The sequence below is a fragment of the Sorangium sp. So ce119 genome, from assembly GCF_051524405.1.
Taxonomy (GTDB): domain Bacteria; phylum Myxococcota_A; class Polyangia; order Polyangiales; family Polyangiaceae; genus Sorangium; species Sorangium cellulosum_G.
The window spans coordinates 7,321,145-7,348,037 of the sequence record NZ_CP150310.1 but is presented as its reverse complement, the minus strand read 5'-3'; the positions used below and the strand labels follow the sequence as shown (position 1 = coordinate 7,348,037).

Below are 26,893 nucleotides of genomic sequence, written 5' to 3'. Positions count from 1 at the left end.
ACCTTCAGGCGCTCCCGAGGTCCATCTCCTTCACGTCGGAGGGGACCCGGAGCGTTGGTTGTGTCTTCTCCTGCACCTCTCGGGCGCTCACGCCTGGCGCGAGCTCGCGCAGCACGAGCCCCTCGGGCGTCACGTCGAGCACGGCGAGGTCGGTGATGATCCGGTGGACGACGCCCCGCCCGGTGAGGGGCAGCGCGCACTCGTTCAGGATCTTGGGCGCGCCGTTCTTCGCCGCGTGATCCATGATCACGACGACGCGCTTCGCGCTCACCACGAGATCCATCGCCCCGCCCATCCCCTTCACCATCTTGCCGGGGATCATCCAGTTGGCAAGATCGCCCTTCTCGGAGACCTCCATGGCCCCGAGGATCGCGAGGTCGATGTGGCCGCCCCGGATCTGCGCGAACGACTCGGCGCTCGAGAAGATCGCCGAGCCGCGCAGCATCGTCACCGTCTCCTTGCCGGCGTTGATGAGGTCCGGGTCCTCCGACCCCTCGACCGGGTAAGGGCCGATGCCGAGCAGCCCGTTCTCGCTCTGGAGCACCACCTCGATCCCGGCGGGGATGTAGTTGGCGACGAGCGTCGGCATCCCGATGCCGAGGTTGACGTAGTAGCCGTCCCTGAGCTCCAGCGCGGCGCGCTGCGCGATCTGTTCCCGCGTGAGTCCCATCGTGTCCCCTGTCCCTGGGCCGCGCGCGGCTAGGCCGCCGAAGCCTTCCGCACCGTGCGCCGCTCGATCCGCTTCTCGTAGCGCTCGCCCTGGAAGATCCGGTGCACGAAGATCCCGGGCGTGTGGATGTGATCCGGGTCGAGCGAGCCGACCTCCACGAGCTCCTCGACCTCGGCGATCGTCACCTTCGCGGCCATCGCCATCATCGGGTTGAAGTTCATGGCGGTGTGGCGATAGACGAGGTTGCCGAACCGGTCGCCCCGCCAGGCCTTCACGAGGGCGTAGTCGCCGCGGATGGCCGGCTCGAGCACGTAGTCGCGGCCGTCGAACTGCCGGATCTCCTTCTTCTCGGAGTACCTCTTCACCGTGCCGTCGGCGTCGTAGAGCACCGGCAGCCCGCCCTCGCTGATGGCCGTGCCCGCGCCCGTCGGGGTGTAGAACGCGGGGATCCCGGCGCCGCCGGCGCGGATGCGCTCGGCCAGCGTGCCCTGCGGCGTGAGCTCGACCTCGAGCTCCCCGCTCAGGTACTGCCGCTCGAACTCCTTGTTCTCGCCGACGTACGACGAGATCATCTTCCGGATCTGGCGGTTCTGGAGGAGGACCCCGAGCCCGAAGCTGTCGACGCCGCAGTTGTTGGACACGACCACGAGATCCTTCGTGCCGAGCTCCCGGAGCGCCGCGATGCAGTTCTCCGGGATGCCGCAGAGGCCGAAGCCGCCCGCGAGGACCGTGGCGCCGCTCGGGATGTCCCTCACCGCATCCAGCGCGCTCTTGTAGACCTTGTCCATGGCCGCACGAGAGGTAGCCCAACTGGCCGCGAGGCAAAAGCCTCCGCTGCCGCCGCGGCACGCCGTCACGGCGGCGCCGCAGCGCGGCACAGGGGACGGGCGGCGCCGGCCGTGCTCGTCGCCCCGCGGCGCCGCGCGTCGAGCCGCGCCAGCGCGCGGCGAGCGCCGGCGCGCTCGCCTTCGGTGGAGGCGCTCGTACGTCCACGGTCGCTCCACCGCGCGGCGCGACAGGGCCGCCGGCTTCTTGGCCCTGCGCGCCGAAACCCCGTAACGGACCGGTGTGCCTCGACCGCTCCCCCTGCTGCTCACGATGCTGGCGCTCTCCTTGCCCGGCTTCCGGTCAGCCGACGCCGCGACGGAAGCGCCGGCGCGATCCATCGCGGCGTCACCGGCGCGCGGGGCGTCGCCGCGCGCGGGCGCCGGCGCGAAGGGCGCCGGCGCGAAGGGCGCCGGCGCGAAGGGCGCCGGCGCGAAGGGCGTCACCGCGCGCACGCCGCGCGCGCGCCTCGCGAAGGACCCGGCCAAGGGGCACCGGCCGCGCGCCAGCGACGCGGGCGCGAGGTCGACCGAGCCCGCCAAGCGCAAGGCCGCGCCCCCGACGCCCGCCTCGTCGGTCGGCCATCCGAACGAGGGGCGCCTCGAGGGGGGCGTGCGGCTCGACTCCTCGCGCAAGGACATCCGCGTCGTGCCCGCCTACGCCCACGCCGACGTGCGGTGGGGGCTGCCGGCGCTCGTCGGGATGATCGAGCGCGCGGCGCGCGGCGTGGCCAGGAGATACCCGGGCGCCGTGCTCGAGGTCGGCGACCTGTCGCGCCAGCGCGGCGGTGAGGTCCACCGGCACGGCTCCCACGAGAGCGGCCGCGACGTCGACCTCGGCTTCTACGCGCTCGACGCGCGCGGCAAGCAGGTGCACGCGCCGTTCTTCCTGCGGTTCAACGCCCGGCTCGCGTCGACCAACATGCCCGGCGCGCGCTTCGACGTGCCGCGCAACTGGCTGCTCGTGCAGCACCTGCTCACCGATCCGCGCGCCCGCGTGAGCCACATCTTCATCTCCGATCCGCTGCGGCACGCGCTCGTCACCCACGCCAAGCGCATCGGCGTCTCCCGCGCGCTGCTCGTCCGCGCGCAGCTCGCCATGATGCAGCCGACCGGCTCCGAGCCGCACGACGACCACATGCACGTGCGCATCTCCTGCCCCGGCGCCATGCGCGGCACCTGCATCGAGCTCGCGAAGAACGCGCCCTCGTTCCGCACGCGCGCGCGGATGGCGAAGGCGGCAAAGGCGCTCCGGACCCCGGCCGCGCGCGCGCCGGGAAGAGCCGCGCGCTCCGAGAAGGCGAACGCTGCGACCGCGGCGCCCGCGAAGCGGCCCCGCGAGACCGAGGCGAGCGGGCGCGATCCCGCGAAGCGAGCGCGCCCGGAAGAGCCGCGCCGCGACGGCTCCCGCCGGGAGGAGCCGCGCCCCGAGAAGGAGGCGCGCCGGGCCTCGCCGCGAGCGGGCGACGGAGAGGCGCTCCCGCTCGCCGCCGCGCGCGCGGCGGCGCAGCAGCCCATGGGCGGCCTCGATCTGTCGTTCCTCCGCCGCTCGGCGCCCTCCGCGTCCCAGGAGGAGCTCGAGGCAGACTCCGACGGCGCCGACGCGGGCGGCGCGCTCGACGAGAGCGGGGCGCTCAAGATCACGGACTGAGACCCGCGATCCCTGCTCCCCCGCGCTAGCGCCGATCGGATAACGCCGTGCGTCGAAGGTGGCCCCGCATTCCCTAACCGGGAGTCCTCCCGTCTAGACCCGGCGAGAAATCCGCGTGCAGACTGGGGGAGTTGAAGGGGGGTGTTCATGCGTCAAGCGGACTCCCACACCTCGATTCCCACGCTTCCCTCCGCTCCCTCGCTCATCGCCAGGGGCAATGATCGCCGCGCGCTGCTCGCCGCGCTCACGTTCGTCGACAGGCCGCCCCGGAGCGCGGCAGCGCTCGCGGCGTGGTTCGAGAAGCACCTCGTGGCGCCCGGGTGGATGCCGCGCCCGGGCCACGTGACCGAGGGCTTCTCCGAGCAGGTGACGCTCTGCCCGGCCGTCTCCGCGGATCCTGACGAGCCCGAGCTCCAGGGGCTCGTCGACGCGGCGCGGTTCCGCGTGCTCGCCTCGCTCCGCGCCTTCATGCCCCCGGCCGCGGACGATCGCTTCCTCGCCGCTGCCGTCAGCGGCGGGCGCGTGCGCCCCGCCGGGGACGCCGCGCTCTGGGAGCCGTCCCCGCGCGAGGAGGACCTGCTCAGCGACATCGTCCTCAGCCTGTTCGCCGCCGACATCCTGAGCTACCGCGAGTTCCACGACGCGTACCTCTGCGTCTGCAAGACGTGCCTCCGCATCGACTTCGATCCGAGCACGTCCGGCCGCACCGGCTGCCCCGAGCACCAGCCGACCGCCACGGTCAGCGTGATGCGCCGCAGCCGCCCGCCGATCTGAGGCCCGGCCCGCGGGCGCGCTCACCCGCGCCGGTCCCTGGGCTCCCGCCCGCGTGGCCCTCGCGCTCGCGCTCGCGCGGCCCTCGCGCTCGCGCCTACCGCCCGGCGCTCAGAGGCAGCCGAGGCGGCACCTGGACGCCTCCTCCAGGCACGTCGACAGGCAGCTCTGGTAGCGCTCGTACTGGCTGCTCTGCGTGGGCTCGCTGCCGCATCGCGTCGCCCTGCACGCCTTGTGGCGCCGCTCGCACGCGCCCAAGCACCCGGCGTTGCCGGCCGCCGGGAGGTTGCCGGCCGCGGCGGGCGCGCGGCGCTCCGCGGCCGCAGCGGGCGGCGGCGCGCTCGGGGGCTCCGCGTCCGGCGGACCGCCCTGCGCCGCCCGCTGCGCGGGGAGCGCGGGCGCCGGACCGCAGCGCGCGAAGGCGCGGCGCATCACGTCCTCCGCCGCGCCCGGCGGGATCTCGCACGCCCGCGCCACGCTCTCGATCCGGCGCTCGACCGCGGCGGCCGCGCGCGCCGCGACCCCGTCCGGCCGCGGCGCCGGCGGCGCGGCGCTCGCGGGCGCCGCGCTCGCGCGGCCGTCGCCCGCGCGCGCGGCCTCCTCGCCCGGCGCGCTCGACGCCCTGCCGATCAGGAAGGCGACGACCAGGCTGGCCACCACGAGCCCCAGGGCCGCGAGCAGGAGGCGAGAGTCGACGCGGCGCGACGCGCGCGCCGGCGCTCGCTCGGCGGCGCCCGGGGCGCCGGCCGGCCGGTATGCCGGCGCGGCGCCGGGCGCGCGCGCCCTCGTGGGCTCGGGCACGGGGACGCCCGGCGTGCGCGTGGTCGGCGGGATCGGCGGCGGCGCCAGCGTCGGCGGGATCTGCGCGGCAGGCGAGGGGGCCTGCAGCGGCGAGAGGTTCGGCAGCGGCGCCGGCCGCGGGATGTCGGTGTGCGCCTGTCCGACCGACGACGCGGGCGGCACCGTTCGTAGGTCGGGCCACTCCACGAGCGGCCTCACGGCGCGGAGGTGCTCGACGAGCGACCAGAGCTCGCGCCGCTGCTCGAAGCGGCGGACGAGCTCGTGCGCCGCGCCCTTGATCCCCCGCTCCCAGGGGATATCCGGCACACCGAGCTCCTGCGCGAAGCGGCGCAGCTCGGCCAGGCTGAAGCATGCCGCGATGCGCCCGCGGATCTCCGCGGCGTCGCGCGCCGTGCTGCCCGCGCTCCGCGGCCCTCCCGTGACCTCGTCATCCACGCCCTGCAGCTTACCGCACACGCCACGGAAGCCGAACCTGGTATAGGCTCCGAACATCGTGTCCCGCGCTGCGGCAGCCGGGGGACGTGGAGGCCAGAAGGGGAGATGAGCCGAGAGGACAGTGCAATTGGCGCGGCGCCGCCCGCTCGCGCACCGCTGATCGGGCGCGAGGCCGAGCTGTCGGCGCTGGCGCGCGCCCTCGAGGCGGTCGAGAGGGGGCGCTCCACCCGCGCCGTGACGCTCGTCGGCCCCCCGGGCATCGGCAAGAGCAGGCTCGTGCGCGAGTTCCTCGAGCGGCAGCGCCAGGGCTCCTCCGCGCTGCGCGTCACCTCGGGCAGCGCCGGCGACATCGCGTCGGCGTACGGCATCTTCACGCGGCTCCTGCGCGCCCGCTTCGGCCTCTCGGACGGCATGGACAAGGACGCCGCCCGCGCCGAGGTCCGCGCGCAGGCGGCGCACGTGATGGGCGACCGCAAGGTCGGGGACGTCATCTACTTCCTCGGCCAGTTCATCGGGCTCGCGTTCGGCGACAGCCCGCTCACCCGCGCGGTGCAGGACGACCCCGCGCAGGCCGACCTCATCCGCCGCGCCGTCCTGAAGGCGTTCCTCGAGGCGGACGCCGCCCACGGCCCGCTGTGCCTCGTCTTCGAGGACCTGCACGCCGCCCACGACGACTCGCTCTCGCTGCTGCGCTACCTCATCGAGTACCTCGCGGGCCCGGTGCTGATCGTCTGCGTGGCCCGCCCGGAGCTGCTCACCCGCCAGGACGACTGGGGCAAGGTCGGCGAGCGGCGCCACGCGCTGATCGAGCTCGCGCCGCTCGCCGAGGCCGAGTCGGCGGCGATGGCGAGGGCGCTGCTCGCGCCCTGCATGCCGAGCGGGAGCGATGACGTCGTCGTCGTCGACGCCGCGGGCGCGCAGTCGCAGCCCCGGCCGGGCGCGCCGCCCGAGCTCGTCGAGGCGGCGTGCGCCTTCGCGAACGGCAACCCGGCGCTGCTCGAGCAGATGGTCCGCATCTGCCACGACCAGGGCGTGATCGAGGAGCTCTCGCCCGACTCCGCGGGCGGGCCGCGCTGGCGCGTGCACCTCGGGAAGCTGTCGACGGCGAGCCTGCCGATGACCGTCGAGGACGCCGTGAACGTCCGCCTCGCGGCGCTCGACCAGGAGAGCCGGCTGCTGCTCGAGCAGGCCGCGACGATCGGCCCGGTGTTCTGGAGCGGCGCGCTGTTCGTGCTCGGCCGGGCGGGCTGTCAGGCCCCCGAGCTGTGGGGCGAGGAGGAGAGCGACAGGGACCTCGACCGGATCCACGCCGCGCTCCGCTCGCTGTGCGACCGCGGCTACCTGCGCAAGCAGGGCGAGTCGAGCTTCGCGGGCTCGGACGAGTACGTGTTCGTGCACGACAACGAGCGCGAGGCGCTCCAGAAGCGGATGAGCGCCGCGGCCCAGCGGCGGTATCACCACGCGGTCGCCGAGTGGCTGGAGCAGCAGGTGGCGGTGCGCGCCAGCGAGGAGTTCCTGGCGCAGCTCGCGACGCACCGCGAGCGCATCGGCGACGCGGTGCGGGCGGGGCTGTCGCTGCTCGACGCCGGGGACGTGGCGCGCGGGCGCTACTCGAACGCGAAGGCCGCGGAGTACTACGCGCGCGGGCTGTCGCTGCTCGGCGACGGGCACGTCGCGCGCCGCATCGACGCGCTCCACGACTACGGCGACGTCCTGCAGCTCGCCGGGCGCATCGACGACGCGCTCGCCGCCTTCCGCGAGATGCTGACGCTCGCCTACCGGCTCGACAACCGGCGCAAGGGCGGCGCCGCGCACAACCGCATCGGGCGGCTCTACCGCGACAGCGGCTCGCTCGACGAGGCCGGCAAGCACCTCACGACCGCGCTCCGCCTGTTCGAGGGCGCGCGGGACGAGCGGGGGAAGGCCTCGACCATCGACGACATCGGCAAGCTGCACTGGCTCCGGGGCGAGTACCAGGAGGCGCTGAAGTGGCTGCGCGACGCGCTCGCCCGCCGCGAGCAGATGGGGGATCGCCGCTCGATCGCGCTCTCGCTGAACAACCTCGGCCTCGCCCTGCAGGACTCGGGCGAGTTCAAGCAGGCGCTCGCGACGTACGAGCGGTCGCTCGCGATCCGGCGCGAGATCTCGGACCTGCTCGGGGTCGTGATGAGCCTGAACAACCTCGGCATGGTCGCGCAGGATCAGCGCGACCACCGCCGCGCGCTCAAGCTGTTCGAGGAGGCGCTCGAGGTGGCGCGGCAGGTCGGGGATCGCAACCGCACGGCGCTGATCCTGACGAACATCGGCGGGACGCTCTACCGGAGCGGCGATCCCGACCAGGCGGTGCGCGTGCTGCAGCAGGCCGAGGAGCTCTGCGACGAGCTCGGCGACCGGCTCGGGCTCGCCGAGGCGCGGCGGGCGCTCGGGAAGGCGTACATGCTGCGGGGCGACCTGGAGAAGGCGCGCGACTCGATCAGCCGGGCGGTGGACCTGTTCGCCTCGGTGCGGAGCAAGGTGCACCTCGGGATCGCGCTGCGGACGCTCGGGGAGATCACGGCGGCGGGCGGCTGGGGGAGCGCGAACACGAAGAGCGCGCGCGCCTATTTCGCGCGCTCGGTGAGCATCTTCGAGGAGACGGGGAACGAGCTCGAGCTCGCGCGCACCTTCCAGGCCTACGCGCGGTTCCTGACGACCGACCGGAGCTTCGTCGCGAACATGGCGGCGCGGCGCGAGGCGGTGACGATGAACGAGCGGGCCGAGGCGATCTTCGGGCGGCTCAAGATCACGGCGGCGCGCCTCGAGGACGAGCCCACGCTCCCGACGGGCCCGCCGGGGCTCGCGAAGCCGCCGGTCGCGTCGAGCCCCGGGCGCGCGGCCTCCTCCGCCCCGGAGGAGCCGTCGTTCCCGGGGCCCGGCACGGCGTCGACGTCGAGCTGACGCCGGAGCGGCGCGCGCGGCGCCGGGGGCGGCGCGCGCGGGCCGGCGTGCTCTGGCGCGGGCGGCGGCCCGTGATACGCCTGCCGGGTGAACGCCCAGCCCGCGAAGCGCGCCGCCGATTCGGTCACGACCATGACCGAGTACGTCCTGCCGACGCACGCGAACGCGCTCGGCTCGATCTTCGGGGGCCAGGTGCTCGCCTGGATCGACCTGTGCGCCGCCATCTGCGCGCAGCGGCACACGGGCAGCACCGTCATCACCGCCGGCATCGACGACCTCTCGTTCGACCGCGGGATCAAGGTCGGCCAGGTCGTCCGCCTCGCGGCGCGGGTGACGGCCACCTTCCGCACGTCGCTCGAGATCCTCGTGTCCGTCGAGGGGGAGGACGCGGCGACGGGCGACGTCTGGCCCACGGTCACGGCGTTCGTGACGTTCGTGGCGGTCGACGCGTCGCTGAAGCCGACCGCGGTGCGGCCGCTCCGGCTGGAGACCGACGAGGATCGCGCCCTCGCCGAGGCCGCGGCCGAGCGGCGCGCCCGCCGGCTCTCCCGACGCAGCGGCGGCCGCGGCGGCGCGTGACCGCTCGCGCTACTTCGCCGTGAAGCGATCGGGGTTGCCGAGGAACTCGAAGTGCATCGTGTCCTCGAGGTCGTCGTGGCCGAGCCAGTCGAAGCCGTAGCGCTCGAACGCCTTGATCCAGCAGCGGGTGAGCGCGGTGCGCTCGTAGGCGGTGCGCTTCTTCTCCTGGCAGAGCGGGCTCGTGGGCCACGGATCGACGCAGCCGCAGCACGGGTTGCGGTCGGGGTCGATGTCGACGGCGATGCCGAAGAGGTGGTTCGAGATCTCCGCGCCGCGGTAGCTGTTCGCCGTGCGGAACCCGCCGACCGCGCGCGGCGTGTAGCGGCGCGGCTTGCCGGAGCACGTCGCGCGGATCCGCTTCTCGACGCAGTGGAGCGGGGGGGCGATCTTCTCGTGGATGGAGAGCGGCAGGCCCATGAACTGCACCGTCGTGGCCTGGGAGTGCGCGCTCTCCGGGTTGAAGCGCCGCGTCTCCTCGGTCTCGACGTGGCCGTAGCGCTCGGCGAGGTAGCGGACCGCCTTGGCGTGCTTCTTCGGGACGAGCATGCCCTTCTGGACGAAGGTGCGCCGCTTCAGGAACTTCTGCGGGCTCTGCGGGCGGCACTCGACCTGCTTCGGCTTCTTGCTCTTGCTCTTGGCCCGGGCGGTCTCCTTGGCCTCGGCCACGGGCCCGTCGCCGAGCCCCAGGGGGCCGGCCGCGAGCAGGGCGATCGCTGCTGCCACGAGCAGATGCACCCGTGTCCGGCCGTTCGCGTTCACGCGCGGAGGTTAAGCAGGCCGAGCGAAGGGCGGCAAGGACTTGCCGCAAGTGGCCGTCAGGAGAGCGCTGTCAGGAGGCAGGAGCGCACCCAGCCGAGGGATGGCGCGCTCAGGGGCGCACCCAGCCGAGGGATGGCGCGCTGCGTCTCCGGGAGGGCGCGGCTGCACGGCAGCGACACCATCGCGCGCGACGGATCGCGGATGGCGAGCGCGCCGCGCGGCCGCCCAGCGGCCGGTCTCATGGGACGCTCCACGGCGAGCAGATCTCCACGAGCACGCCGTTCAGATCGCGCACGTAGGAGATCCGCTGGCCCCAGGGCACGTCGTGGGGCTGCTCGACCGGCGTCGCCCCGGCCTCGACCGCGCGCTGGAACGCCGCGTCGACGTCCTTGTTGGCGACGCAGATCTCGAACCCGGGCGGGCGCGCGCCGGCCCGGTTCTTCACGAACTCAGGGAGGCTCTTCTGGGCGAAGTCCTCCTGCACGAACCCGAGCGGCACGTCTCCTTGCATCTGGCAGTACTCCTTGTCGCCGGAGATGAACTTCCGCTCGAAGCCGAACGCGCGCTCGTAGAACGCCGCGGCCTCCACCGTGTCGGGCACATAGATCATCACTCCGCCGATGGCTGCGCTCATGAGGTCCTCCTTGCGGGCGTCCGGCCCGCACGCGACGGCATCATGGGACCGCCCTCCTGACAGCGTGCTGTCAGGAGACGAGGGCCCCCGGCGCGGTCCGGGGCGGCGGCGCGCGAACTCGGCAGGCGCGGCAGCGCCGACGCTGTCACGCCGCCGCCGCCGGGCGACATGCGGTGGCTCGAGGGACGAACGGCGCGCGATACTCCCGCGCATGAACTCGCTGTTCACATTTCGCTCCATGGCCGAGAACAACGCCTGGTCGAACCACCGGCTCCACCGCGCGTGCGCCGAGCTCACCTTCGATGAGCTCACGGCCGAGCGGACCAGCTTCTTCCCCTCGATCCACGAGACCCTGACGCACATCCTGCACGTCGACTGGTACTACCTCGACGCGCTCGAGCGCGGCGGCCGCGGCCTCGCCATCTTCAAGGACGTCGCGCCGTTCACCGACTTCGCCGCGCTGCGGCAGGCGCAGCGCGAGGCCGACCGCCGCCTCATCGCCTTCTGCGAGCGGCTCGCCAGCGACGCAGCGATCGACGACGAGGTGCAGATTCAGCGCGAGGATTACGTGCAGGTCGATCGGGTAGGAGGCGTGCTGTTGCACCTCTTCGTCCACCAGATCCACCACCGTGGGCAGGCGCACGCGATGCTCGCCGGCACGCGCGTGAAGCCGCCGCAGCTCGACGAGTTCTTCATGGCGGCGGAGCTGCCGCTGCGCGAGGCAGAGCTCCGCGAGCTCGGTCTGCCGGTGCGGTGACGCGGCGCCTCGGGCGGGGCGCACGGTGATGTACCTGGGCATACGCGCGCTCGGGCCGAGCGGAGGCGCCGGACCGTCCTCGCCGCCGCCTCCGGTTGCAGCGCTGAAGCGGCGTTGCATCCATGCAAGGGAAATCTCGCGAGAACCCCCGTGTTCGCGCGGTACTCGTCTCAGGGTGAGACGGCATGGCCATTGCACCGTCGGACGATGTTCCCTCCGCTGCGGTGGTTGCCGCAAGTGGTCCCGAGTCGAGGTCTTTTGCGCGCGAGCTCCCCATGAAAGAGGTCCGCAGCGATCAGCGCCGGCAGGCGAACGAGACGCCGATCCCCAGGAGCGGTGTCATGCGCACCGTCCCTCGAAGCGTCATGCCGGCGAGCGCGCCGGCCAGTGAGGGGACGCTCGTCGGGCCGAACGGCGCGTCCTTCGAGGTACGTCCGTCCGATCCGCTCCTCGGCAACGTCGACATCGACGGTGTGGTGGCGGTGGTCCCCGAGTTCTACGCGATGAAGGGGATGTTCTTCAACGCGCTGGCGGCGACGCTCGGGGAGCGGTTCGTTCAGGTGGTGGCGACGCTGTCGAGCCCGCCCCGCGGCGGGCTCTACCTGCCGTTCTCGGACTATCCGATGCGCGACTTCCTGCGTCTCTACGACGCGGCGGCGCGCCTCTCGCACCCGAACCGCAGCTCGCGCGAGGCCTACCGTCGCCTCGCGCGGCAGCAGGTGGCGGCCTTCCGGGAGAGCGCGCTCGGCCGGATCACGATGCACCTCGCGACCGATCCGGGCGCCGCGCTGATGCGCTACACGGGCAGCCTCGGCGCCCTCGTGAAGGGCCCGTCGGCGCGGGCGCGGCAGCTCGGGCCGTCGGAGGTGCAGATCGACATCGGCGGCTTCCGCGGTGTGCTGGAGTACCCGCTCGGGAATTTCGAGGCGCTCGTCCTGGGCTATGGCGCCAAGCCGACCATCTCGGTGGATGTGCGAGGGCCCGATGCGCTGCAGTTCGTCGTGAGCTGGTAGGCCCGCGCCGGCGCTACGGTGGTCAAGGGGAGGGGGATCCGGTGGCGGAGCGCTCGGTGAAGAGCTGGGCGCTCGACGAGAAGCGGAGTGCGGGCAGCAGGGGGAGCGAAGGATCGAGGCGGGTTATCGAGCGCTCTTCAGGGGCCGCGGGCGCGGCGAGCGTTCAGAGCGGCTGGGGCTCGGGCTCAACGGGCTGGGACTTCTTCCTGGCAACGGCGGCGCGCGCCCGCTGCTCGGCGCGCCGCGCTTCGTCCGCCGCCTCCTCGTAGGGCGAGAGCAGCCTGTCGCGGAGCAGCGCGTGCGTCTCGTCCTTGTCGTCGTCGTACTCGGCGTGGACCTGGACCATCAGCGTGCCGTAGGCCTCGTGCCATGCCTCCACCGCCTTGATCGCCGGATCAGCGCTCTTCGCCTCGGTGACGCCGAGCTTCTGCCCGTACAGCTCGGTCCAGCGCCGCAGGCGACCCACCTCGGCCGAGAGCCCGAGTCGCTCGATAGCCGCCTTCACGTCCTTGCGCTCGAGCGCCTTGATCATCGCGCTCATGCGCACCCATTGCTGGGAATGGACGAGACGGATGAAGTCGATGCCCGACGAGAGCACCTCGGAGCGCACCAGCAAGGCGTCGCCGCGACGCGCCGCCTCGTCCTCGGTCAGCGGCAGGATGCCGTCATGATCGAACGCGCGCTCGATGGAGTCGAGCTGGCTGTTGAAGGCGCCGATGCACCGGTCGGTGCCGCGATCGATCTCCACCATCGTGGCGTCGGTGCCCCCGAGCGCCTCGAGGGCCCCGGTGGCCGCGATGACGGCATGGGCGGCCGCGTCGACCTTGGCAGACATCTTGATCTTCTTCGACTTCAACGCCTCCCGGTGAGCGGCGAGCTTGGTTCCTGCAATGATGCACCCGCTCGGCGTGAGCCGGCGGGCGAGAAATGCGGAGTTGGCCATCCGGCCGGAGTATCGCCGTCCCTGCGTCTCGACAAGCGCACAGCACGCCTTCCACGCGGATTGCAAGGCGGCGGCGGTCCCCCCACCGCGGATTGCAAGGCGGCGGCGGTCCCCCCACCGCGGATTGCAAGGCGGCGGCGGTCCCCCCACCGCGGATTGCAAGGCGGCGGCGGTCCCCCCACCGCGGATTGCAAGGCGGCGGCGGTCCCCCCACCGCGGATTGCAAGGCGGCGGCGGTCCCCCCACCGTGGACGCCGGCGCGCTGCACCTTCTGCACCGAGCGGGCGGAACCGTCGGGCTCCACATAGACCCAGAGGACAACCGTGCCGGTGATTTGACGACGCCCAGGCGAGCGAGACGGCCATCCGCCTGGTTCACGACGATCTCGATCAGCACGGCCATGTCCGTAGCGCCGCGGAGCTCCGGGGTCGCCTTGCGTGCAGCCGTCAGCTCCTCCTCGTAGATGGGGTGGAGGCGTTCGTGCACGGAGTTGATGTACAGCGCGAAGGGGACGCGGGTCTTGCCGAGCGCGACGAGGTTCCCGGCCCGGACCTCGGGGACGTACGCATCGGAGAGCGCCCGCGCGGCTCGCCACTCTTCGATCCTGGGCCTGCGACGCACGTCGGTGGGCGTCGCCGAGGGGGGGACCTCGGAGCAGGAGGCCGTGAGGAGCACGATCGCTGCCAGCTTGAGGACGGAGCCATGTATTCTCGTGGTTGTTCCTTCGCTCACGTTGACCTTCGAGCGCAGAGTATACAGTCTGGCCATGCTATGAGCGTCGAAGCTGTTCATTCGGGCTCCAGCTTCTTCCTTTGTTCGTAGTCCAAAGGATGAGCGGTGGCTCGTTCAGCGTAGATTTCGCGCCCATGGGGCACGAGTGGGCCGACGGCGACGCGCCAGCGGCGTTCCGCTGACGAATGCGACGCCGATTACAACGATGCGCTTCCAGAGCGTCACGAAAACACACGCCCCCCTTACCCCCGCTATGGTTTCGGCTGGTTTCGGGCTCAATTATGCCAGCGGGCGAGCTGCGAGCGCTCCGGCACGTGCAGCTTCGTGCCCCGGCTCGACCGGGCCAACCTTCCCGGGACGAGGATCAGCGCGCGGCGAAGCCACGGCGTTCGCCAGCTCGCGAGCTGCGGAACGTGGTCCAGCACATAGCGGCGCATCAGGTTGGCGGTCAGCAGCTTCAACAGCAGCGCGGCATGATTGGCGTTGAAGCAGTGGCTCGGCACGCGACCGCATCCCCACCCGTGCTTGAGATCGCCGATGAGCGGCTCGATGCCCGCGCGCAGGTCATATCGCGCCGCTACATCTTCCGGCGCTTCGACCGGCTCGTTGGTCAAGAAGACCTGCACCGTGTAGTCGAGGCCTTCCCAAAGGTAGATCTGCTTGCCGTTCTCCCGGTCGCGTGTGCGTACGGCGATGACGCGGACCCCATCCGGCCAATCGCCGCGCCGGAAAGGCACCTCGGCCACCTGCCGTCGAGGACGACCGTCGGCATCCCGGTCGATGGTACGCCATCCGGTGGCGTGTGCGACCATGCCCACCAGATCGGGGCTCATCCGCGCCTTGGTCAGGAAAAAGCATCCCCTCGCGGCGACGGCGTGCATCAGCGCGCTGCAATCGCCCGCGCCATCGATCCGCACGTAGATGACCGCGCTTGGCGCTGCGGCGCGCGCCCGGTCGATGCACTCCTCGACGAACGGTACATCGGCTTCGCCGAAGCTCGTATCGCCGGGTCGCAGTTTGGCTCCCACGATAGCGTCGGCCTCGGCGATGCGCGCCAGGATCGGGTGATAGCTCGGCCGGCCGTGGTAGCGCGGGTTCGGGCCCGGAAGCGCCCCCTCCTGCATCCCGAAGAGCGGCTCCACGGTCGTATCGACGTCAATGTGCACGAACCGGTGCTTTCGGCGAGCAACGAGGGCGAGCCCGTGGTCGACGACCATGCTGTGCAGCGCTTCGAGCGCCTGCTCATCGAAGCGGCACAGGTCCCGATAGACGGTGTCGATGCTCGGAACGACCCCGCCTGCGAGACGTACGAAGAGCGGATCGACGGCGAGCGCTTCGATGCCGAAGACGCGCTCCTCGCCGGCGAGCGCGCAGTCCATCAGCAGGCGCATCTGTGCGGCCATTGGGTAGATGACCGAACGGCCCGTCTTCAGCCGGAAAAACCTGCGGCTCAGGGCCGCGTCGACGCCGAGCTCCCGGAGGAAGGCGCCGAAGGGAGCAAGTCCTGCGATGCCCGTCAGGTTCTTCTCCGAGGGCTCGACGTGAATCCTGGAAGGGTCTGGCCGCCGGATTCGCTCCTGGTGCCGCCCATCGCCTTTGCTCTTGAACCCGAGCTCGCGTCGGCGCACCTTGGAGGTGCTCGGCGTGCGTCTTCGTTTGGTCATAGCAACCCGGGCGGGTCGCCACGCCGAGCCTTTCTTTCAAGGCGTTCCGTTTACCTCGCCGGATTTCTCACGCCCCGGATCGGCATGGTAGGCGCGAAATCCACGTTCAGTGCCGTGCTCAGTGGACTGGTCGGGGTGAGGAGCGATCGAGATTCGAGTTGCCACGCTCATCGCTCCCTCCGTGCGGTGTCCACTCTAGTCGCTATGCGTCGTAAGTGGCGTAGTGGATGATTCGCTCGCACTTTTCGTTGATTGATGCGTCTGATCGGCTGCGAAACTCTTCGAGGATCCGTCGAATTGTGTCGACTTCGAGGAGATACTCGTAGCCAAGGGCCTTTGCTTCGTCGGTGACGCGGTAGTCCTCAGTCAGTCGGAAGACTCTCGCTTCTGAGTCGGGGCGCCATTCCGGCTTCGCGCAGATCACGTCCCCACGATCCATCTGGTCGATCTCGGCGATCAAGTCCAGTAGCTTCGCCATGTCAGAAATCCTTTCCCCAGAAGGTGAACCCTCCACGGCCCTGGGGATGCACCTCGCTCCGCCATGAGAGCCGAACGCATCTCTCATCTTTCCGGTCGCGCGGGATCTACGGCGCCGCTGGTTGCGCGTCCATTAACAGTTCCTCCTCTGGGGAAAGCGCTTCATCGGCACGAAGAACCCTGGGGTAGGTGGTGCCTGGTACGAAACGAAACTTGCACCACATCCCTGAACTGTCGCGCCGTCCATGCTCGAAGAGCAGCGTGTAGTCTCCCGCCGGCAGTTCAAATTCGACTGTCTCGATGATGGTACCCACCTCCACGCCAACGCCGGTTGGAACATGGAACGGAACATGAATCGCTCTGATCGTCGATGGCGAAACGTCGAGCGTCGTGCCCTTTTCCACGGTGACCGTGGCTGACCCCTCTGCATCGAGAGTACGAAAGGATACGCTGCCCGGCCTCCATGAAAATCCCTGTGCTGTATGCCTGTCGGTCCAGTCGTTGAATGGGTTCTTTAGGTTTGATTGGAATGCTGAAATTTGTGAATACGCGACTTCCAAAATGATGGCGGACATGGCCTACTCCACGACGATTCTGACCCTTGTGCCGTCGGGGAGACCCCGGCACTGGTTTCCGATACACGCCCCTGCGCCCATGTTGTCTGCTGGCGAAACCGGACGAACGCTCGCCCCAGAACCACCTTCCCTGAACATCGCTGGCGGGTATTCATCCAGATGTTTGCCCGGAAGCTTCTCGTAGTTGCCAAGCGCTGCGGCTCGTCGTGCCGCTGTCCCCCCGCGATCGATCGTCAAGATTGACGGGTGCCCGGCCGCCTGTGCATCCCTTATGTGTCCGGCCGTTTCCGGGTACCGGGAAGTCGGCACCCGGATTGCCGGAGCTCCCCCTCTGGCGGCTCCGACCGCCGCCGACTCCTCCGCGGCCGCCCCCAGTCCTCTTCCCATCCCGAAGATGGTGGCCGCCGCAAGGATCGCCGACCTGGTCGCCGCCGCGCCCGCCTCCCGGTAGTCCCCACGGTCGATCGCGAGCGCCGTGTCCGCGGCGCCCTGCCCGATGTGGTAGAGCGGGTTGACGGCGTTCAGCGCGCCGAGGATCCCGCCCTCCTCGTGGCCCTCCACGATCGCTCCGCCGAGCTCGTAACCGCTGTAAATCCCGAACGTCAGCGCGTTCAGCACCAACATCCGCGCGATTCCCACCCCGACATCGCGCGTGCCCTCCGCGGCGCCCAGCAACGTCTGGCCGACGACGGTCCCGGGGCCGCCGGCGCCGGCGTGCTCCGGCGAGACGGTCACCGGCTGCGGCGCGTAGCCCGACGAGGTTCCGGTCGTGCTCACGTCGACAGGCGCCGTCGTCGCGCCGACCTCCGCGGCCTTTGCCGCGTCCGGGGCATTCGCGGGCTTGGGCGTGCGCCATGGGGGCCGAGGGCCTCTGGAGAACGCCTTACACCCGCCCTCGCAAGATAGGGGGAGTCCGTCATCCCCGAGGCCCCCTGCAGGCTGCGACCCGTCAGGCGCTTGTAGCTCGGCCTGGAACCCGCTCGGATCCACGTAGTTGAGCGGACTGTTGCGCACGTAGCTGTACGGGTTCCAGCTCTGACCCGAGAGCGGCGCCTGCACGATCGGATCGGTCGTCAAGAACCGCCCGACCCTCGGATCGTAGATCCTGCCCCGCATGTTGACGAGCCCGAGCTCGTCATCGCCCTCGTGCCCGGTGAATCCCCGCGTCGTCTCGCTGGAGAACGACGCCGGCGCGGGCTGTCCCCACTCCGGGTTTCTCCGCTGCCCGAACGGGTCGTAGCTCCTCCGCTCGATCTCGTCGCCGTCCTCGTCGGTGAGCACGTCGACCGAGCCGAGGTGGTCGACGTGCACGTAGCGCGTCCCCGGCTCGGCGCCTCCGCGGGTCACGATCGCCACCACCCGCTCCGGCGAGTGGACGTGGTAGCGATGCTCCACCGCGCCCGTCGCCGCCTCGGTGACCCGCTCGACCAGATCGCCGAAGTAGATCGTCTCCTCGTCCGGCGTGGTCTTGCGGATCCGCTGCTGGTCGCCGTCGTAGGCGAACGAGACGGTGCTCGCGCCCCGCGTGATCGTCTCCGGCAGATCGAACGGCGTGTAGCGCACCCGCACGCCCCCCGGGCGCTCGATCTGGTTGCCGACCGCGTCGTAGGCGAAGCTGCCACCGCCCGCCCCCGTGACGGCGTGCGGGTGCAGCGGGTCGTCGTACGAGAGCGTGCCGACGTCCGACTTGAAGGTGAGGTTGCCGTCGAGGTCGTGCTCGTAACGGAGCGCGCACGGCGCCGACGCGCTCTCGGTGGGGCTGAAGTACGCGCACGTCAGCCGATCGAGCGCGTCGTGGCGGAACCGCTCGGCCCGGTGCTGCGGCTGGAGCGCGTCGGTCCGGTACGCGAGGCTCAGGCGCGCGTCGTAGCCGACCTCGAGGTCCTGCACGAGGGTCGCGCCGCTCCGGGTCACCAGGCTCTCCAGCCGCTGCTTGTCCGCGTAGTAGCTCCGCTCCGTGACGGCGGCGCCGTTGCCGAACGCCTCTTCCCGGATGCGGCCCGCGCTGTCCACGTCGGTCAGGCGCCAGTACGGAGAGCGCGTCACGCCGTCGCGCACGCCGATCACGTGTCCGTGGGCGTCATGGTCGTGGGCCACGACGAACGGCGCCGCGCCGGCCGGCGTGGGGTACGTGATCGTTGCGACGCGGCCGAGCGCGTCGTAGTCGAGCCGGCTCGTCAGCAGGGCGCGCTCCCCGTCGATGCGGAGCGTCACCGTCTCGATCTTGCCGTGCCCGTTGTACGTGTACGTCTTCTGCCCATCGGGGCTCGCGACCGCCTCGAGCTTGCCGATGCCGTTCTCCGCCGTGTCCCACGTCCACGTGGTCGTCCGCCGCTCGGCGCCGTCCTCGTCCACGCGCGAGGCGGTGCGCCCGAGCGCGTCGTGCGCGAATGTCGTCACCCGCGCGAGCGCGTCGGTCGACGAGACCAGCTCGCCGAAGCCGTCGTTCGTGAAGAGGGTCGTGCCCCGATCGGGATGGTCGAGCTGCCGCACGCGCCCGAACGCGTCGCGCGTGGTGCGCGTGAGCGCGCCGCCCGGCGCGGTGACCGCGTACAGCGCGCCGAACGGGCCGTACGAAGAGCGGGTGACCCCGAGCGCCGCGTCGGTGACGGCCACCGGCCGCCCCAGCGGGTCGCGCTCGACCACGGTCACGTGATCGAGCGCGTCGGTGATCTCGACGCGCAGGCCATCGTGCTCCGTCGCCACGACCGCACCCCACGGCGTCGTGTGCCGCACCTCGCGGCCCACCGCGTCGTGCTCGTAGACGTCGACCAGGAGCTCGCTTTCCGGCGTGCCTTCGCGCACCGGCACCGAGCGCTGCGCGATGTGCTCGCCGCGCGCGTCGTACGCGATCCGCTGCATCAGGCGCGGCGGCTCGCCCGTGGCGCCCTCCACGGCAGGCCCGTGCCAGGACCACCGGATCGGGCGGCCGAGGCTGTCGTATTCGACCTCGTCGTCGGCGCCGCCGGTCGTCGTGGTCCGCTGCACCACGCGCCAGGCGGCCTGATCCGGGCCGCCGTCCCTGGTGCGCGACAGCGCGACCGTTGTCTGCGTGCCATCCGGCCGGATCTCCAGGCCGAGCCGGCCGAAGCCGTCGTACCTCCACTCGGTCACGAGCCCGTTCGGATCCTCCCGCTCGAGGAGCGCGCCGTGCCCGGCGTCGTGCTCCACCCGCGTGGTGTGGCCGGCCGCGTCGACGTGCGTCTCGGGATACATCCCCTCGGGGTCGTACGTCGTGCTCCACGACCGATGGTGGCCGAACGCGTCGTCCGCCGTGACCCCCGTGACATTCCCGAACGCGTCCCGCGTGACCACGACATCCAGCTTCGTGTCGGGGATGCCCTCGTCGCTGTCGATGGACTCGGTGTCGATCTCGCCATGGACCGTCGTCGTGCGCGTCAGGGTGCGGCACTGCGAGAGCCCCGCGGCCGCGCTGCACTCCTTCTCCGTCTGGAGCTGGCCGAGAACCCACCGCTCGGTGTCGTTCTTGTAGGTGCGCTCGACGCCGAGCGTCAGGTCGACGCCGCCGGTCGAGACCTCCTCGGCGCGCACGTTGCCGAACGCGTCGAACTCCGTCACCTTCGCGAGCGAGTCGCGCAGGACGGTCGCGCCGCCTCCGCCGCGCTCGACGCCATCGACGTACGCCTCCACCGTCGGCGCGGCGCCGCGCTCCGGGGGATACACCCCTTGCGCCCGCCGGATCCGGCGCTCGGTCGGCAGCGTGAAATAGCTCGCGCCGTCGCTCGTGGGCACCAGCGTCCGCTTCACGTCGAGGAACGAGAGCTCGATCCGGTCCGGTCTGGGCTGATCCGGCAACCCCGGCGCCCAGCGCCGCTCCTGCTCCACCTGTCCGGCGAACGGAAACGCCTCGAGCTCGCCGTCGTACGTGACATTGTCGTAGCGCTCGGCCGTCCCGGCGCGGGTGTCGAGATCGACGAGGACGCGCTCACCGAAGCCCAGGAAGCCGCGCCCGTGGCGATGGTAGCGCCCGTCGCGGTACCGGACCTCGAAGCGCCGCGGCCGGTCCGCGCCGTTGTTGATCGCGTAGGCGCTGACGACCCGCCGAGGCCCCACCGCGCAGCGCCGCGGGTAAGCGCACTCGTTCGCGGCGTCGTCACGGGAGAGGTAGAGCATGCTCTCCCGCTCCGGAGATTCCGCGGCGGTGTCGTTCGTGATCGAAGCGTCGATGAGATGGCCGTAAGAGACGCTCACGTTCGGCACGAAGCCCGCGTCGGTCGGCTCGTGCGCGTTCATCCCATCGGAGACGGCGACGAGGAGATCCTGATCGGCCGCGAGGTTCTGGAAGATCGTGAAGACGCCGCCGATCGGCAGCACCACGTCCTGGGCCCCGTCGCCGCTGACGTCCCCGACGCGGGGCCCCTGCGGCTCGGCGAGCGTGACGGCGTCCCCGACCGCCGCCTCGAACGGGATCTCCGGGTCGACCAGCGCGAACGTCGGCCCGTCGCGCGCGCCCGTCGCCTGCAGGACGGCCCAGGAGGGCAGCGCGAGGGATGAGCCCGGCAGGGTGCCCGGCGGCACCGGCATGAGCAGGTCTTGCAGCCCGTCGCCGTTGTAGTCCAGCGGCGTCGCGAGCCGGAAGAACGTGTCCTGATCGCCGAGGCCGACCGGTCCGAGGCTGTCGACCGCCGGCGCGTCGAAGGTCGTCCCCGTGTTGAGGGTCGTACGGAGCCCGCGATGGCTGAAGCCGGATTGCACGGCGTCGGGCAGGCCATCGCCATTGACGTCGAGGAACACGGTGCGGCCGCCCGGAGCGGGCTGGGGGAGCTCGGTGTCGAACACCTCCCAGCTCCCGTCGCGCCCGCGGGTGAGCGCGGCGTAGGTCGACGCGGGGAGCATCGTGCCATCGCTGAACGTCAGCACGGTCGCCACGACGAGATCGACCTTGCCGTCGGCGTTCACGTCCAGGGTCTGGATCTCCATCTCGCAGGGAAACCCGTTGAGAGGGGCGAGCGACTCCCCCTCGGGGTCGAACCCTGCCGGCGTCCCGTCGCGCTCCGGCTTCCAGCGGTGGACGAACCAGGTCGCCTCGAGGGGGTTCTGGGTCAGCTCGCGGCTGTGGTCGTCGCACTGGACCAGGTCGGGTACCCCATCGCCGTCCACGTCGGCGAGGTGCATGGCGCCCTGGGGCATGCTCAGCCCGGGCGGCGGGACGCGGAGCGGGAATGGCCGGCGGATGCCCGTGTCGTGGACCTCGAAGCTCCGGTCCGGCCGGGCCAGCAGCACATGCCAGGTGTCGGTGGCGCCGTGAACGTCATGGAGCAAGACGTCCATCCGGCCATCCTGGTCATGGTCGATGGCCGTCCCGAGCTCCGGCTGAAGGAGCGTCGGATCGGCGGGCCCGTGGGCATCGGCGACCACCGGCCAGTCCTCGAAGAGCGCCAGGGTTGCGGGCGCGAGGTGAGCCTCCGACTCGCTCGAACCTTGATTGTGTGCGACGAGCCAGTTCGTCACAGGATTCCGGGGCGTGCTGAGCGCCGCGTGCGCGTCCGGGAGCACGAGGTCGTCGAGCCCGTCGCCGTCGATGTCGAACAGCATCGGGCTGGCCTTCCTGGAGGTCGGACGGGCGATGCTCGTCGCGATCCTCCGGAACCCGGCCTCGCCGCGGCTGTACTGAAAGCGTGTGGGCGGCTTGCAGACGCCGTCGCCCGCGCACTCCTCGACATTCGCAAGGAGCTTCCGCCGCGTCGCCTCGCTGACCTCGTACGTGAACCCGTAACGCCGGACCAGCGCATCGCCCGCGCCGAGCATCTGGATCTCGCCGAGGCGCAACGCGCTCTGGAGCGCCATGCCGCCCGCGTAGGATGTCCGGACCTCGGCCGGCTCCTTCGTCTCATACACGAACCGCACCGCCCGCGAAGGCGCGAGCGCCGGCTCGCCCTCGAAGCTCGTGTATCGGATCTCGTCGAGCGCGTACTCCGCCGTGAAGCCCTCCTGGGCGTCCGCGAAGCAGTACGCGTAGGTCATGGCGTTGCCGCGGCCGTCGCGCGCCTTGGTCGCGAGCCACGCGCGCGGGGCGCCGCCCAGCGCGCGCGGCTTGCCGCTGTCGGCGCGCCCGTACTCGATGACGAGCCCGGACGGCATCATCGCCTCGAAGAACAGCGCCTCCGCGGACGCCCTCCCTTCCGCAGCGTGGTGCCCGACCACCTTGACCATCGTGTCGGGGAACGTCCTGTACTCGATGGTCCGCGGTGCTCGTCCCACCGCGATGAGGCGCTTGCCGTCGAGGCACAGCACGTCGTCCCCATCGTACGCCACTCCCCGGATCTCCCCGTCCTGCGCCAGGTTCTTTGGACATCGTGTTATCGCGGACAGCCCGGCGATGGAGAAGCCCGCCCCGAGGAGGCCTTCGCCGGCGCCGCTGTCGTGATGGAGCGCGAGCCGCGGCTCCACGCCCGCGCGCCCCGGGACCGAGGCCAGCGGCATCACATAGGTCGCCTCGCCCGTGCTCGTGACGGAGAATGTCCCCGGTATCGCACCGGCGGCGACGGTCTCGACCCCATGTGCATCGCCCGCTCTCGGGGCCACACCCGGATCTCGTGTCCTGCAGGCGATGGTGCCCTGAGGACGAATCGGCTGGAGCTCGGGTGCGCACGTACACCCCGCCTGCGCCAGCACACACACCACGAACATCGCGAGCGGGATCAACGCCCGCACAATGCACCGCGGAACAGGCGTCATCACAGCCTCCCTCGCGCAGAAGCGCATGGATCTCTCGCGCATGTCAAGCGCAGAGCTCCGCGGGTCATCCCTCGCTCATGCCGTTGTCGAAGCGTTCGTGAACGCATCTGTTCGCCGATCGCGTGAGGGCGAGATCGGCGCTGCTCCACCTCAGGCGATCGGCTTTCGGACGCGCGGACATCGACCAGGCGAGATGCGATATCCATTGTCCGGGGCCCCGGCTCGAGCAGCTCCCCCGGCAACCTCGTTCGAGGCGCTCCCCGGAGTCCCAGCTCCTCTCGCCAGGCAGGTGCAACATTCCTCTGGAGCTCCAGCGCCCGCGACGTCGTCGGCCTTCCCCCCGCCGGCCTTGCGCTCGCTCCCTGCCTTTGCGAGGGTCGTTGCCGGGCCGGCGAGCCCGTCGCGAGGACCACGCCATGACCACCAGCGAGATCGCGCTCTTCGTCTACGACAACCTCATGAAGGGCGAGGACCAGCATGAATGGCTCGCCTCGGCCCGCTCGCTCGGGGAGGCGACCACGACCCCCCAGTACGCGCTCGTCGACCTCGGCACGAGCGGCGCCCTCGTCCAGGGCGGGTTCGTCGCGGTGACCGGCGAGCTCTACGCCCTCTCGCCCGCCGCGCTCGCCGCGCTCGACGTGCACCGGGGACACCCGATCTTGCACCGGCGAACCGCCATCCGCCTCGCCGACGGACGCGAGGCCCAGGCCTACCTCCTCTCGATGGAGCAGGCAGCAGGGTGCCGGCGCGTCCGCGAAGGCGACTGGCGGAAACGCCGCGGCGCACCCGGCGCCACCCGCTCCCGGGACAACAGCCCGCTCGTGAGCTGGGCGAAACGCCGCTTCGACCCCTCCCGCTGACAGCTCGGCCCACCGCCTCCGGCCCGCCACGCGCCGCCCCGTCACCCGCGCGCCGCCGCCCCGCGCCGCCGCCCCGCGACGCGCCGCTCGCCGCCCGTCGCGCCACCCCGCCCGGACGCCATCCACCTCCCTCCGCTCGAGCGGCGCCTGCCTGCGCAGGTGCTAGGGCATGGTGAGGAAACGTGACGAGGACCTCGGGGCATGACCGCCTCCCGGGCGCGACCGGAGAGCCCGCATCGGCCACCGCGCAGCTCGCGGGAACGGTCGCCGAGGCGTCCGCCGCGCTCTCGGGGAAGCTCGACCCGCAGGAGCTCCACCCCACCCTCGTCGCGCTGGCCGCCCGGCTGCTCGGCGCCGACGTCGCGCTCCTTCACAGCGCGCCGGCAGACGGCGCGCTCCCCATCCGCCTGCTCGCCTCGCACGGATCGCCGATCGCGCTGCCGGGCGAGCGCACCGCGGCGCTCGACGACCTCCCGAGCACCCCGTCCCTCGTGCAGCGGGCCGCGCAGAGCCGATGCGTCGAGCACACGGCCGCGGACGAGGCGGCGCGCGAGCGCTTCCACGACGTCCGCGCCATCGAGGCATGCCTGGGACCGTGCTGGGTGCTGTGCGCCCCCCTGCTCGGCGCAGACGGGCTGCTCGGCGTCCTCACCTGCGCCCTCGCCGGCCGCAGCGCGCCGCCGCCGGAGCTCCTCCCGCGCGTCCAGGCCCTCGGCGCGCTGTTCGGCCTCGCGCTCCAGGCCGCCGAGCGCGCGGCGGAGCAGCGCGCCGAGCGCCGCCCCGCGGACGCGCTCGACGACGCCCCCGCCGCGCGCTCGCCCGCGCTGCAGCGCGCCGAGGCCCTCCTCCAGGACGCCCGGGCCGCGCTCCGCGACGCGGACGGCCGCCTCGCCGCCGAGCGGGAGTGGCTGCGCATCATCATCGAGGATTTCCCCGTCGCCATCGCGATCTTCGACGAGCGCGGCGGCCGCTCGCTCCTCGCGAGCCGCCGCTGCGAGCAGCTCTGCGGCGGCCCGCACCCCCTCAAGACCCCAGGGTGGCCCGAAGGCGCGCCGTGCGTGCGCCTGTGCCAGCCGGGAGGACGGCCGCTCCTGCACCACGAGATGCCCCTCGTCCGCGCGGCGCGCGGCCAGGGGATGACCTGCGAGGAGCTGTGGTTCCGGAGGCCGGACGGGAGCTACGTGCCCGTCATCGTGAGCGCCGGCCCCATCCGGGACGACCACGGCGCGATCCTCGGCGCCGTCGCCAGCTACGAGGACGTCACCCATTACGCAGAGCGCGCCCGGCTCCGCGAGGAGTGGACCTCCATCGTCGCCCACGACCTCAAGCAGCCGCTCACCGCGATCTCCGCCTACGCGGGCATGCTGTCGCGGCGGTCCCAGGACACCTCGGGGTGGAGCGAGAAGATCCTCGCCAGCGCCCGGCGCCTCGAGCAGATGATCGACGACCTGTTCGACGCCTCGAAGATCGAGGCGCGGCGCTTCTCGATCGAGCCGCGGCCGACGGACCTCGGCGCCCAGCTCCGCGCCGCCGTCGAGCTCGCGGCAGCCGAGCGGCCCGATCGCGCCGTCGTGCTCGCCGTCGACGAGGGGGTGCCGCCCGTCCTCGTCGACCCGGCGCGCATGGACCAGGTGATCGGAAACCTCCTCCTGAACGCCGCCAAGTACGGCGACCCGAGCGCGCCGACCCGGGTGACGCTCTCGCGCCGCGGCGCCGAGGTGGAGGTGGCGGTCGAGAACCGCGGCCAGGGCATCCCGCCGGACGAGCTGCCGAGGCTGTTCCAGCGGTTCCAGCGGCTGTCGTCAGGCCCGTCCAGCAACGCCCCGCCCGGCACCGGCCTCGGGCTCTACATCTGCAAGGGGATCGTCGAGGCGCACGGCGGCCGGATCTGGGCGCAGAGCACGCCGGACGAGTCGACGTCGTTCCACGTCTCGCTCCCGCTCCCGGGAGCGCCCGCGGGCGACGGCTGACCCCGCGCCCGCGGCGGTGACGCCGGCCGCGAGGCCCGCCGCGCCCGCCGCGTTCGATCAGCCGTTCTTGATGCGCGCCACGATGGCGTCCGTGAGCGTCTTCGTGTCCGCCTTGCCGCCGAGATCGCGGGTGCGCACCCCGTCCGCGTTGAGCGCCCCGTCGATGCCGGCGCGCAGGCGGGTCGCGAGCTCCTGCTCGCCCACGTGATCGAGCATCATCGCGGCGGCCAGCATGAGCGCGATCGGGTTCGCCACGCCCTTGCCGGCGATGTCCGGCGCCGAGCCGTGCACCGCCTCGAAGATGGCGGCGTTGTGCCCGATGTTGGCCCCCGGCGCCATGCCGAGGCCGCCGATCAGGCCCGCGATCTCGTCCGACAGGATGTCGCCGAAGAGGTTCGTCGTGACGATGACGTCGAACTGCCACGGGTTCAGCACGAGCTGCATCGCGCACGCGTCGACGATGCGCTCGTCGGTCGCCACGCGGCCCTCGAAGGCCCGGCCCACCTCGCGCGACGTCTCGAGGAAGATGCCGGTGAGCGCCTTCATGATGTTCGCCTTGTGGACGATGGTGACCTTCTTGCGGCCGTGCTTCTCGGCGTAGTTGTAGGCGTACTCGGCGATGCGGCGCGAGCCGACCCGCGTGTTCACGCCCGAGCCGATCGCCACCGCGTGCTCGTCGCTCCCGATGGGGATGTAATGCTCGAAGCCCACGTACAGGCCCTCGAGGTTCTCCCGCACGAGCACGATGTCGATGTTCTCGAAGCGCCCGCCGGGGATCAGCGTGCGCGCGGGCCGCACGTTCGCATAGAGCTGGAACTCCTGCCGCAGGCGCACGTTCGAGGACCGGTATCCGCCGCCGATCGGCGTCTCGAGCGGCCCCTTGAGCGCGAGCTGCGTGCGGTGGATGCTGTCGAGCGTGGCCCGGGGCAGCGGGTCGCCGAAGTCCTTCACGCCGGCCATGCCGGCCACGCACGTCTCCCACTCGAAAGGCGAGCCGAGCGCGTCGAGGGCGCGCAGCGTCGCCTCCACGATCTCGGGGCCGATGCCGTCACCAGGGATGAGGGTCGCGGTCTGCTTCTGTGATGTCACGGGCTGTGTCTCTCGGGCTCGGGGTCCATCGCGTCGACCAGGAAAGGCGCACG

The 26,893-nt window shown here is 71.7% G+C and carries 19 protein-coding genes; 8 read left to right on the top strand and 11 right to left on the bottom strand.

The annotated features are described in order from the left end of the window. Positions 1-4: 4 nt before the first annotated feature. Complete coding sequence (locus tag WME76_RS27665) at positions 5-670, bottom strand: CoA transferase subunit B (RefSeq protein WP_437285182.1); 666 nt, start codon at positions 668-670, stop codon at positions 5-7. 29 nt (positions 671-699) lie between these two features. Continuing rightward, a complete protein-coding gene (locus WME76_RS27660; protein ID WP_063827168.1) occupies positions 700-1,458 on the bottom strand; it encodes a CoA transferase subunit A in 759 nt (252 codons plus the stop codon). A gap of 280 nt (positions 1,459-1,738) precedes the next feature. Here WME76_RS27660 and WME76_RS27655 point away from each other — a divergent pair, with 280 nt between their 5' ends. Together WME76_RS27655 and WME76_RS27650 are read left to right on the top strand one after the other, a co-directional pair. Further along, entirely contained in the window at positions 1,739-3,145 is a 1,407-nt protein-coding gene (locus WME76_RS27655) for a penicillin-insensitive murein endopeptidase (RefSeq protein WP_437955270.1), read from the top strand. A 147-nt stretch (positions 3,146-3,292) separates the two neighbouring features. Then, positions 3,293-3,919 (top strand): hypothetical protein, encoded by a 627-nt coding sequence (locus WME76_RS27650; protein ID WP_437955269.1) that lies wholly within the window; start codon positions 3,293-3,295, stop codon positions 3,917-3,919. A gap of 108 nt (positions 3,920-4,027) precedes the next feature. On the opposite strand, the gene WME76_RS27645 is transcribed toward WME76_RS27650, so the two are convergent. Further along, complete coding sequence (locus WME76_RS27645; RefSeq protein ID WP_437955268.1) at positions 4,028-5,152, bottom strand: hypothetical protein; 1,125 nt, start codon at positions 5,150-5,152, stop codon at positions 4,028-4,030. Positions 5,153-5,257: 105 nt separating this feature from the next. Here WME76_RS27645 and WME76_RS27640 point away from each other — a divergent pair, with 105 nt between their 5' ends. Then, a complete protein-coding gene (locus WME76_RS27640; protein WP_437955267.1) occupies positions 5,258-8,089 on the top strand; it encodes an ATP-binding protein in 2,832 nt (943 codons plus the stop codon). Positions 8,090-8,176: 87 nt separating this feature from the next. Further along, a complete protein-coding gene (locus WME76_RS27635) occupies positions 8,177-8,668 on the top strand; it encodes an acyl-CoA thioesterase (RefSeq protein WP_437955266.1) in 492 nt (163 codons plus the stop codon). A 9-nt stretch (positions 8,669-8,677) separates the two neighbouring features. Here WME76_RS27635 and WME76_RS27630 read toward each other — a convergent pair whose 3' ends face one another. Together WME76_RS27630 and WME76_RS27625 are read right to left on the bottom strand one after the other, a co-directional pair. Continuing rightward, positions 8,678-9,391: a M15 family metallopeptidase gene (locus tag WME76_RS27630; RefSeq protein WP_437955265.1), complete on the bottom strand. Its 714-nt coding sequence runs from the start codon at positions 9,389-9,391 to the stop codon at positions 8,678-8,680. A gap of 274 nt (positions 9,392-9,665) precedes the next feature. Then, positions 9,666-10,061, bottom strand: a complete 396-nt coding sequence (locus WME76_RS27625; RefSeq protein WP_437955264.1) for a VOC family protein — start codon at positions 10,059-10,061, stop codon at positions 9,666-9,668. A 211-nt stretch (positions 10,062-10,272) separates the two neighbouring features. Between WME76_RS27625 and WME76_RS27620 the strand changes: the two genes are divergently transcribed. Both WME76_RS27620 and WME76_RS27615 read left to right on the top strand, forming a co-directional pair. After that, positions 10,273-10,818, top strand: a complete 546-nt coding sequence (locus WME76_RS27620; protein WP_437955263.1) for a DinB family protein — start codon at positions 10,273-10,275, stop codon at positions 10,816-10,818. Positions 10,819-11,159: 341 nt separating this feature from the next. After that, entirely contained in the window at positions 11,160-11,831 is a 672-nt protein-coding gene (locus WME76_RS27615) for a DUF2378 family protein (RefSeq protein ID WP_437955262.1), read from the top strand. Between the two features lie 163 nt (positions 11,832-11,994). On the opposite strand, the gene WME76_RS27610 is transcribed toward WME76_RS27615, so the two are convergent. From WME76_RS27610 to WME76_RS27590, 5 genes are all read right to left on the bottom strand, one after another. Further along, the gene (locus tag WME76_RS27610) at positions 11,995-13,566 is read right to left on the bottom strand and encodes a hypothetical protein (RefSeq protein WP_437955261.1); all 1,572 of its coding nucleotides are present in this window, start codon (positions 13,564-13,566) and stop codon (positions 11,995-11,997) included. A gap of 215 nt (positions 13,567-13,781) precedes the next feature. Further along, the gene (locus WME76_RS27605) at positions 13,782-15,170 is read right to left on the bottom strand and encodes an IS1380 family transposase (RefSeq protein ID WP_437955192.1); all 1,389 of its coding nucleotides are present in this window, start codon (positions 15,168-15,170) and stop codon (positions 13,782-13,784) included. A gap of 202 nt (positions 15,171-15,372) precedes the next feature. Next, a complete protein-coding gene (locus tag WME76_RS27600; RefSeq protein WP_437955260.1) occupies positions 15,373-15,648 on the bottom strand; it encodes a hypothetical protein in 276 nt (91 codons plus the stop codon). A gap of 106 nt (positions 15,649-15,754) precedes the next feature. Continuing rightward, on the bottom strand, positions 15,755-16,222 hold the full coding sequence (gene comJ, locus WME76_RS27595; RefSeq protein ID WP_437955259.1) for a competence protein ComJ: 468 nt from the start codon (positions 16,220-16,222) through the stop codon (positions 15,755-15,757). A 3-nt stretch (positions 16,223-16,225) separates the two neighbouring features. After that, complete coding sequence (locus tag WME76_RS27590; RefSeq protein WP_437955258.1) at positions 16,226-22,921, bottom strand: RHS repeat-associated core domain-containing protein; 6,696 nt, start codon at positions 22,919-22,921, stop codon at positions 16,226-16,228. Positions 22,922-23,337: 416 nt separating this feature from the next. On the opposite strand from WME76_RS27590, the gene WME76_RS27585 reads away from it, so the two are divergent. Then, positions 23,338-23,781 (top strand): gamma-glutamylcyclotransferase family protein, encoded by a 444-nt coding sequence (locus WME76_RS27585; protein ID WP_437955257.1) that lies wholly within the window; start codon positions 23,338-23,340, stop codon positions 23,779-23,781. A gap of 182 nt (positions 23,782-23,963) precedes the next feature. Then, entirely contained in the window at positions 23,964-25,751 is a 1,788-nt protein-coding gene (locus WME76_RS27580) for a sensor histidine kinase (protein WP_437955256.1), read from the top strand. 57 nt (positions 25,752-25,808) lie between these two features. Here the strand turns inward: WME76_RS27580 and WME76_RS27575 are convergent, their stop codons facing one another. Continuing rightward, positions 25,809-26,840 (bottom strand): isocitrate/isopropylmalate dehydrogenase family protein, encoded by a 1,032-nt coding sequence (locus WME76_RS27575; protein ID WP_433927700.1) that lies wholly within the window; start codon positions 26,838-26,840, stop codon positions 25,809-25,811. Positions 26,841-26,893: the final 53 nt, after the last annotated feature.

What these genes read in the sequence shown, in the direction of transcription:
- WME76_RS27590 (WP_437955258.1), bottom strand. Translation starts at nt 22,921, where the DNA reads ATGACGCCTGTTCCGCGGTGCATTGTGCGGGCGTTGATCCCGCTCGCG.
- WME76_RS27610 (WP_437955261.1), bottom strand. Translation starts at nt 13,566, where the DNA reads ATGAACAGCTTCGACGCTCATAGCATGGCCAGACTGTATACTCTGCGC.
- WME76_RS27665 (WP_437285182.1), bottom strand. Translation starts at nt 670, where the DNA reads ATGGGACTCACGCGGGAACAGATCGCGCAGCGCGCCGCGCTGGAGCTC.
- WME76_RS27660 (WP_063827168.1), bottom strand. Translation starts at nt 1,458, where the DNA reads ATGGACAAGGTCTACAAGAGCGCGCTGGATGCGGTGAGGGACATCCCG.
- WME76_RS27605 (WP_437955192.1), bottom strand. Translation starts at nt 15,170, where the DNA reads ATGACCAAACGAAGACGCACGCCGAGCACCTCCAAGGTGCGCCGACGC.
- WME76_RS27625 (WP_437955264.1), bottom strand. Translation starts at nt 10,061, where the DNA reads ATGAGCGCAGCCATCGGCGGAGTGATGATCTATGTGCCCGACACGGTG.
- comJ (WP_437955259.1), bottom strand. Translation starts at nt 16,222, where the DNA reads ATGTCCGCCATCATTTTGGAAGTCGCGTATTCACAAATTTCAGCATTC.
- WME76_RS27640 (WP_437955267.1), top strand. Translation starts at nt 5,258, where the DNA reads ATGAGCCGAGAGGACAGTGCAATTGGCGCGGCGCCGCCCGCTCGCGCA.
- WME76_RS27615 (WP_437955262.1), top strand. Translation starts at nt 11,160, where the DNA reads ATGCGCACCGTCCCTCGAAGCGTCATGCCGGCGAGCGCGCCGGCCAGT.
- WME76_RS27620 (WP_437955263.1), top strand. Translation starts at nt 10,273, where the DNA reads ATGAACTCGCTGTTCACATTTCGCTCCATGGCCGAGAACAACGCCTGG.
- WME76_RS27585 (WP_437955257.1), top strand. Translation starts at nt 23,338, where the DNA reads ATGACCACCAGCGAGATCGCGCTCTTCGTCTACGACAACCTCATGAAG.
- WME76_RS27600 (WP_437955260.1), bottom strand. Translation starts at nt 15,648, where the DNA reads ATGGCGAAGCTACTGGACTTGATCGCCGAGATCGACCAGATGGATCGT.
- WME76_RS27650 (WP_437955269.1), top strand. Translation starts at nt 3,293, where the DNA reads ATGCGTCAAGCGGACTCCCACACCTCGATTCCCACGCTTCCCTCCGCT.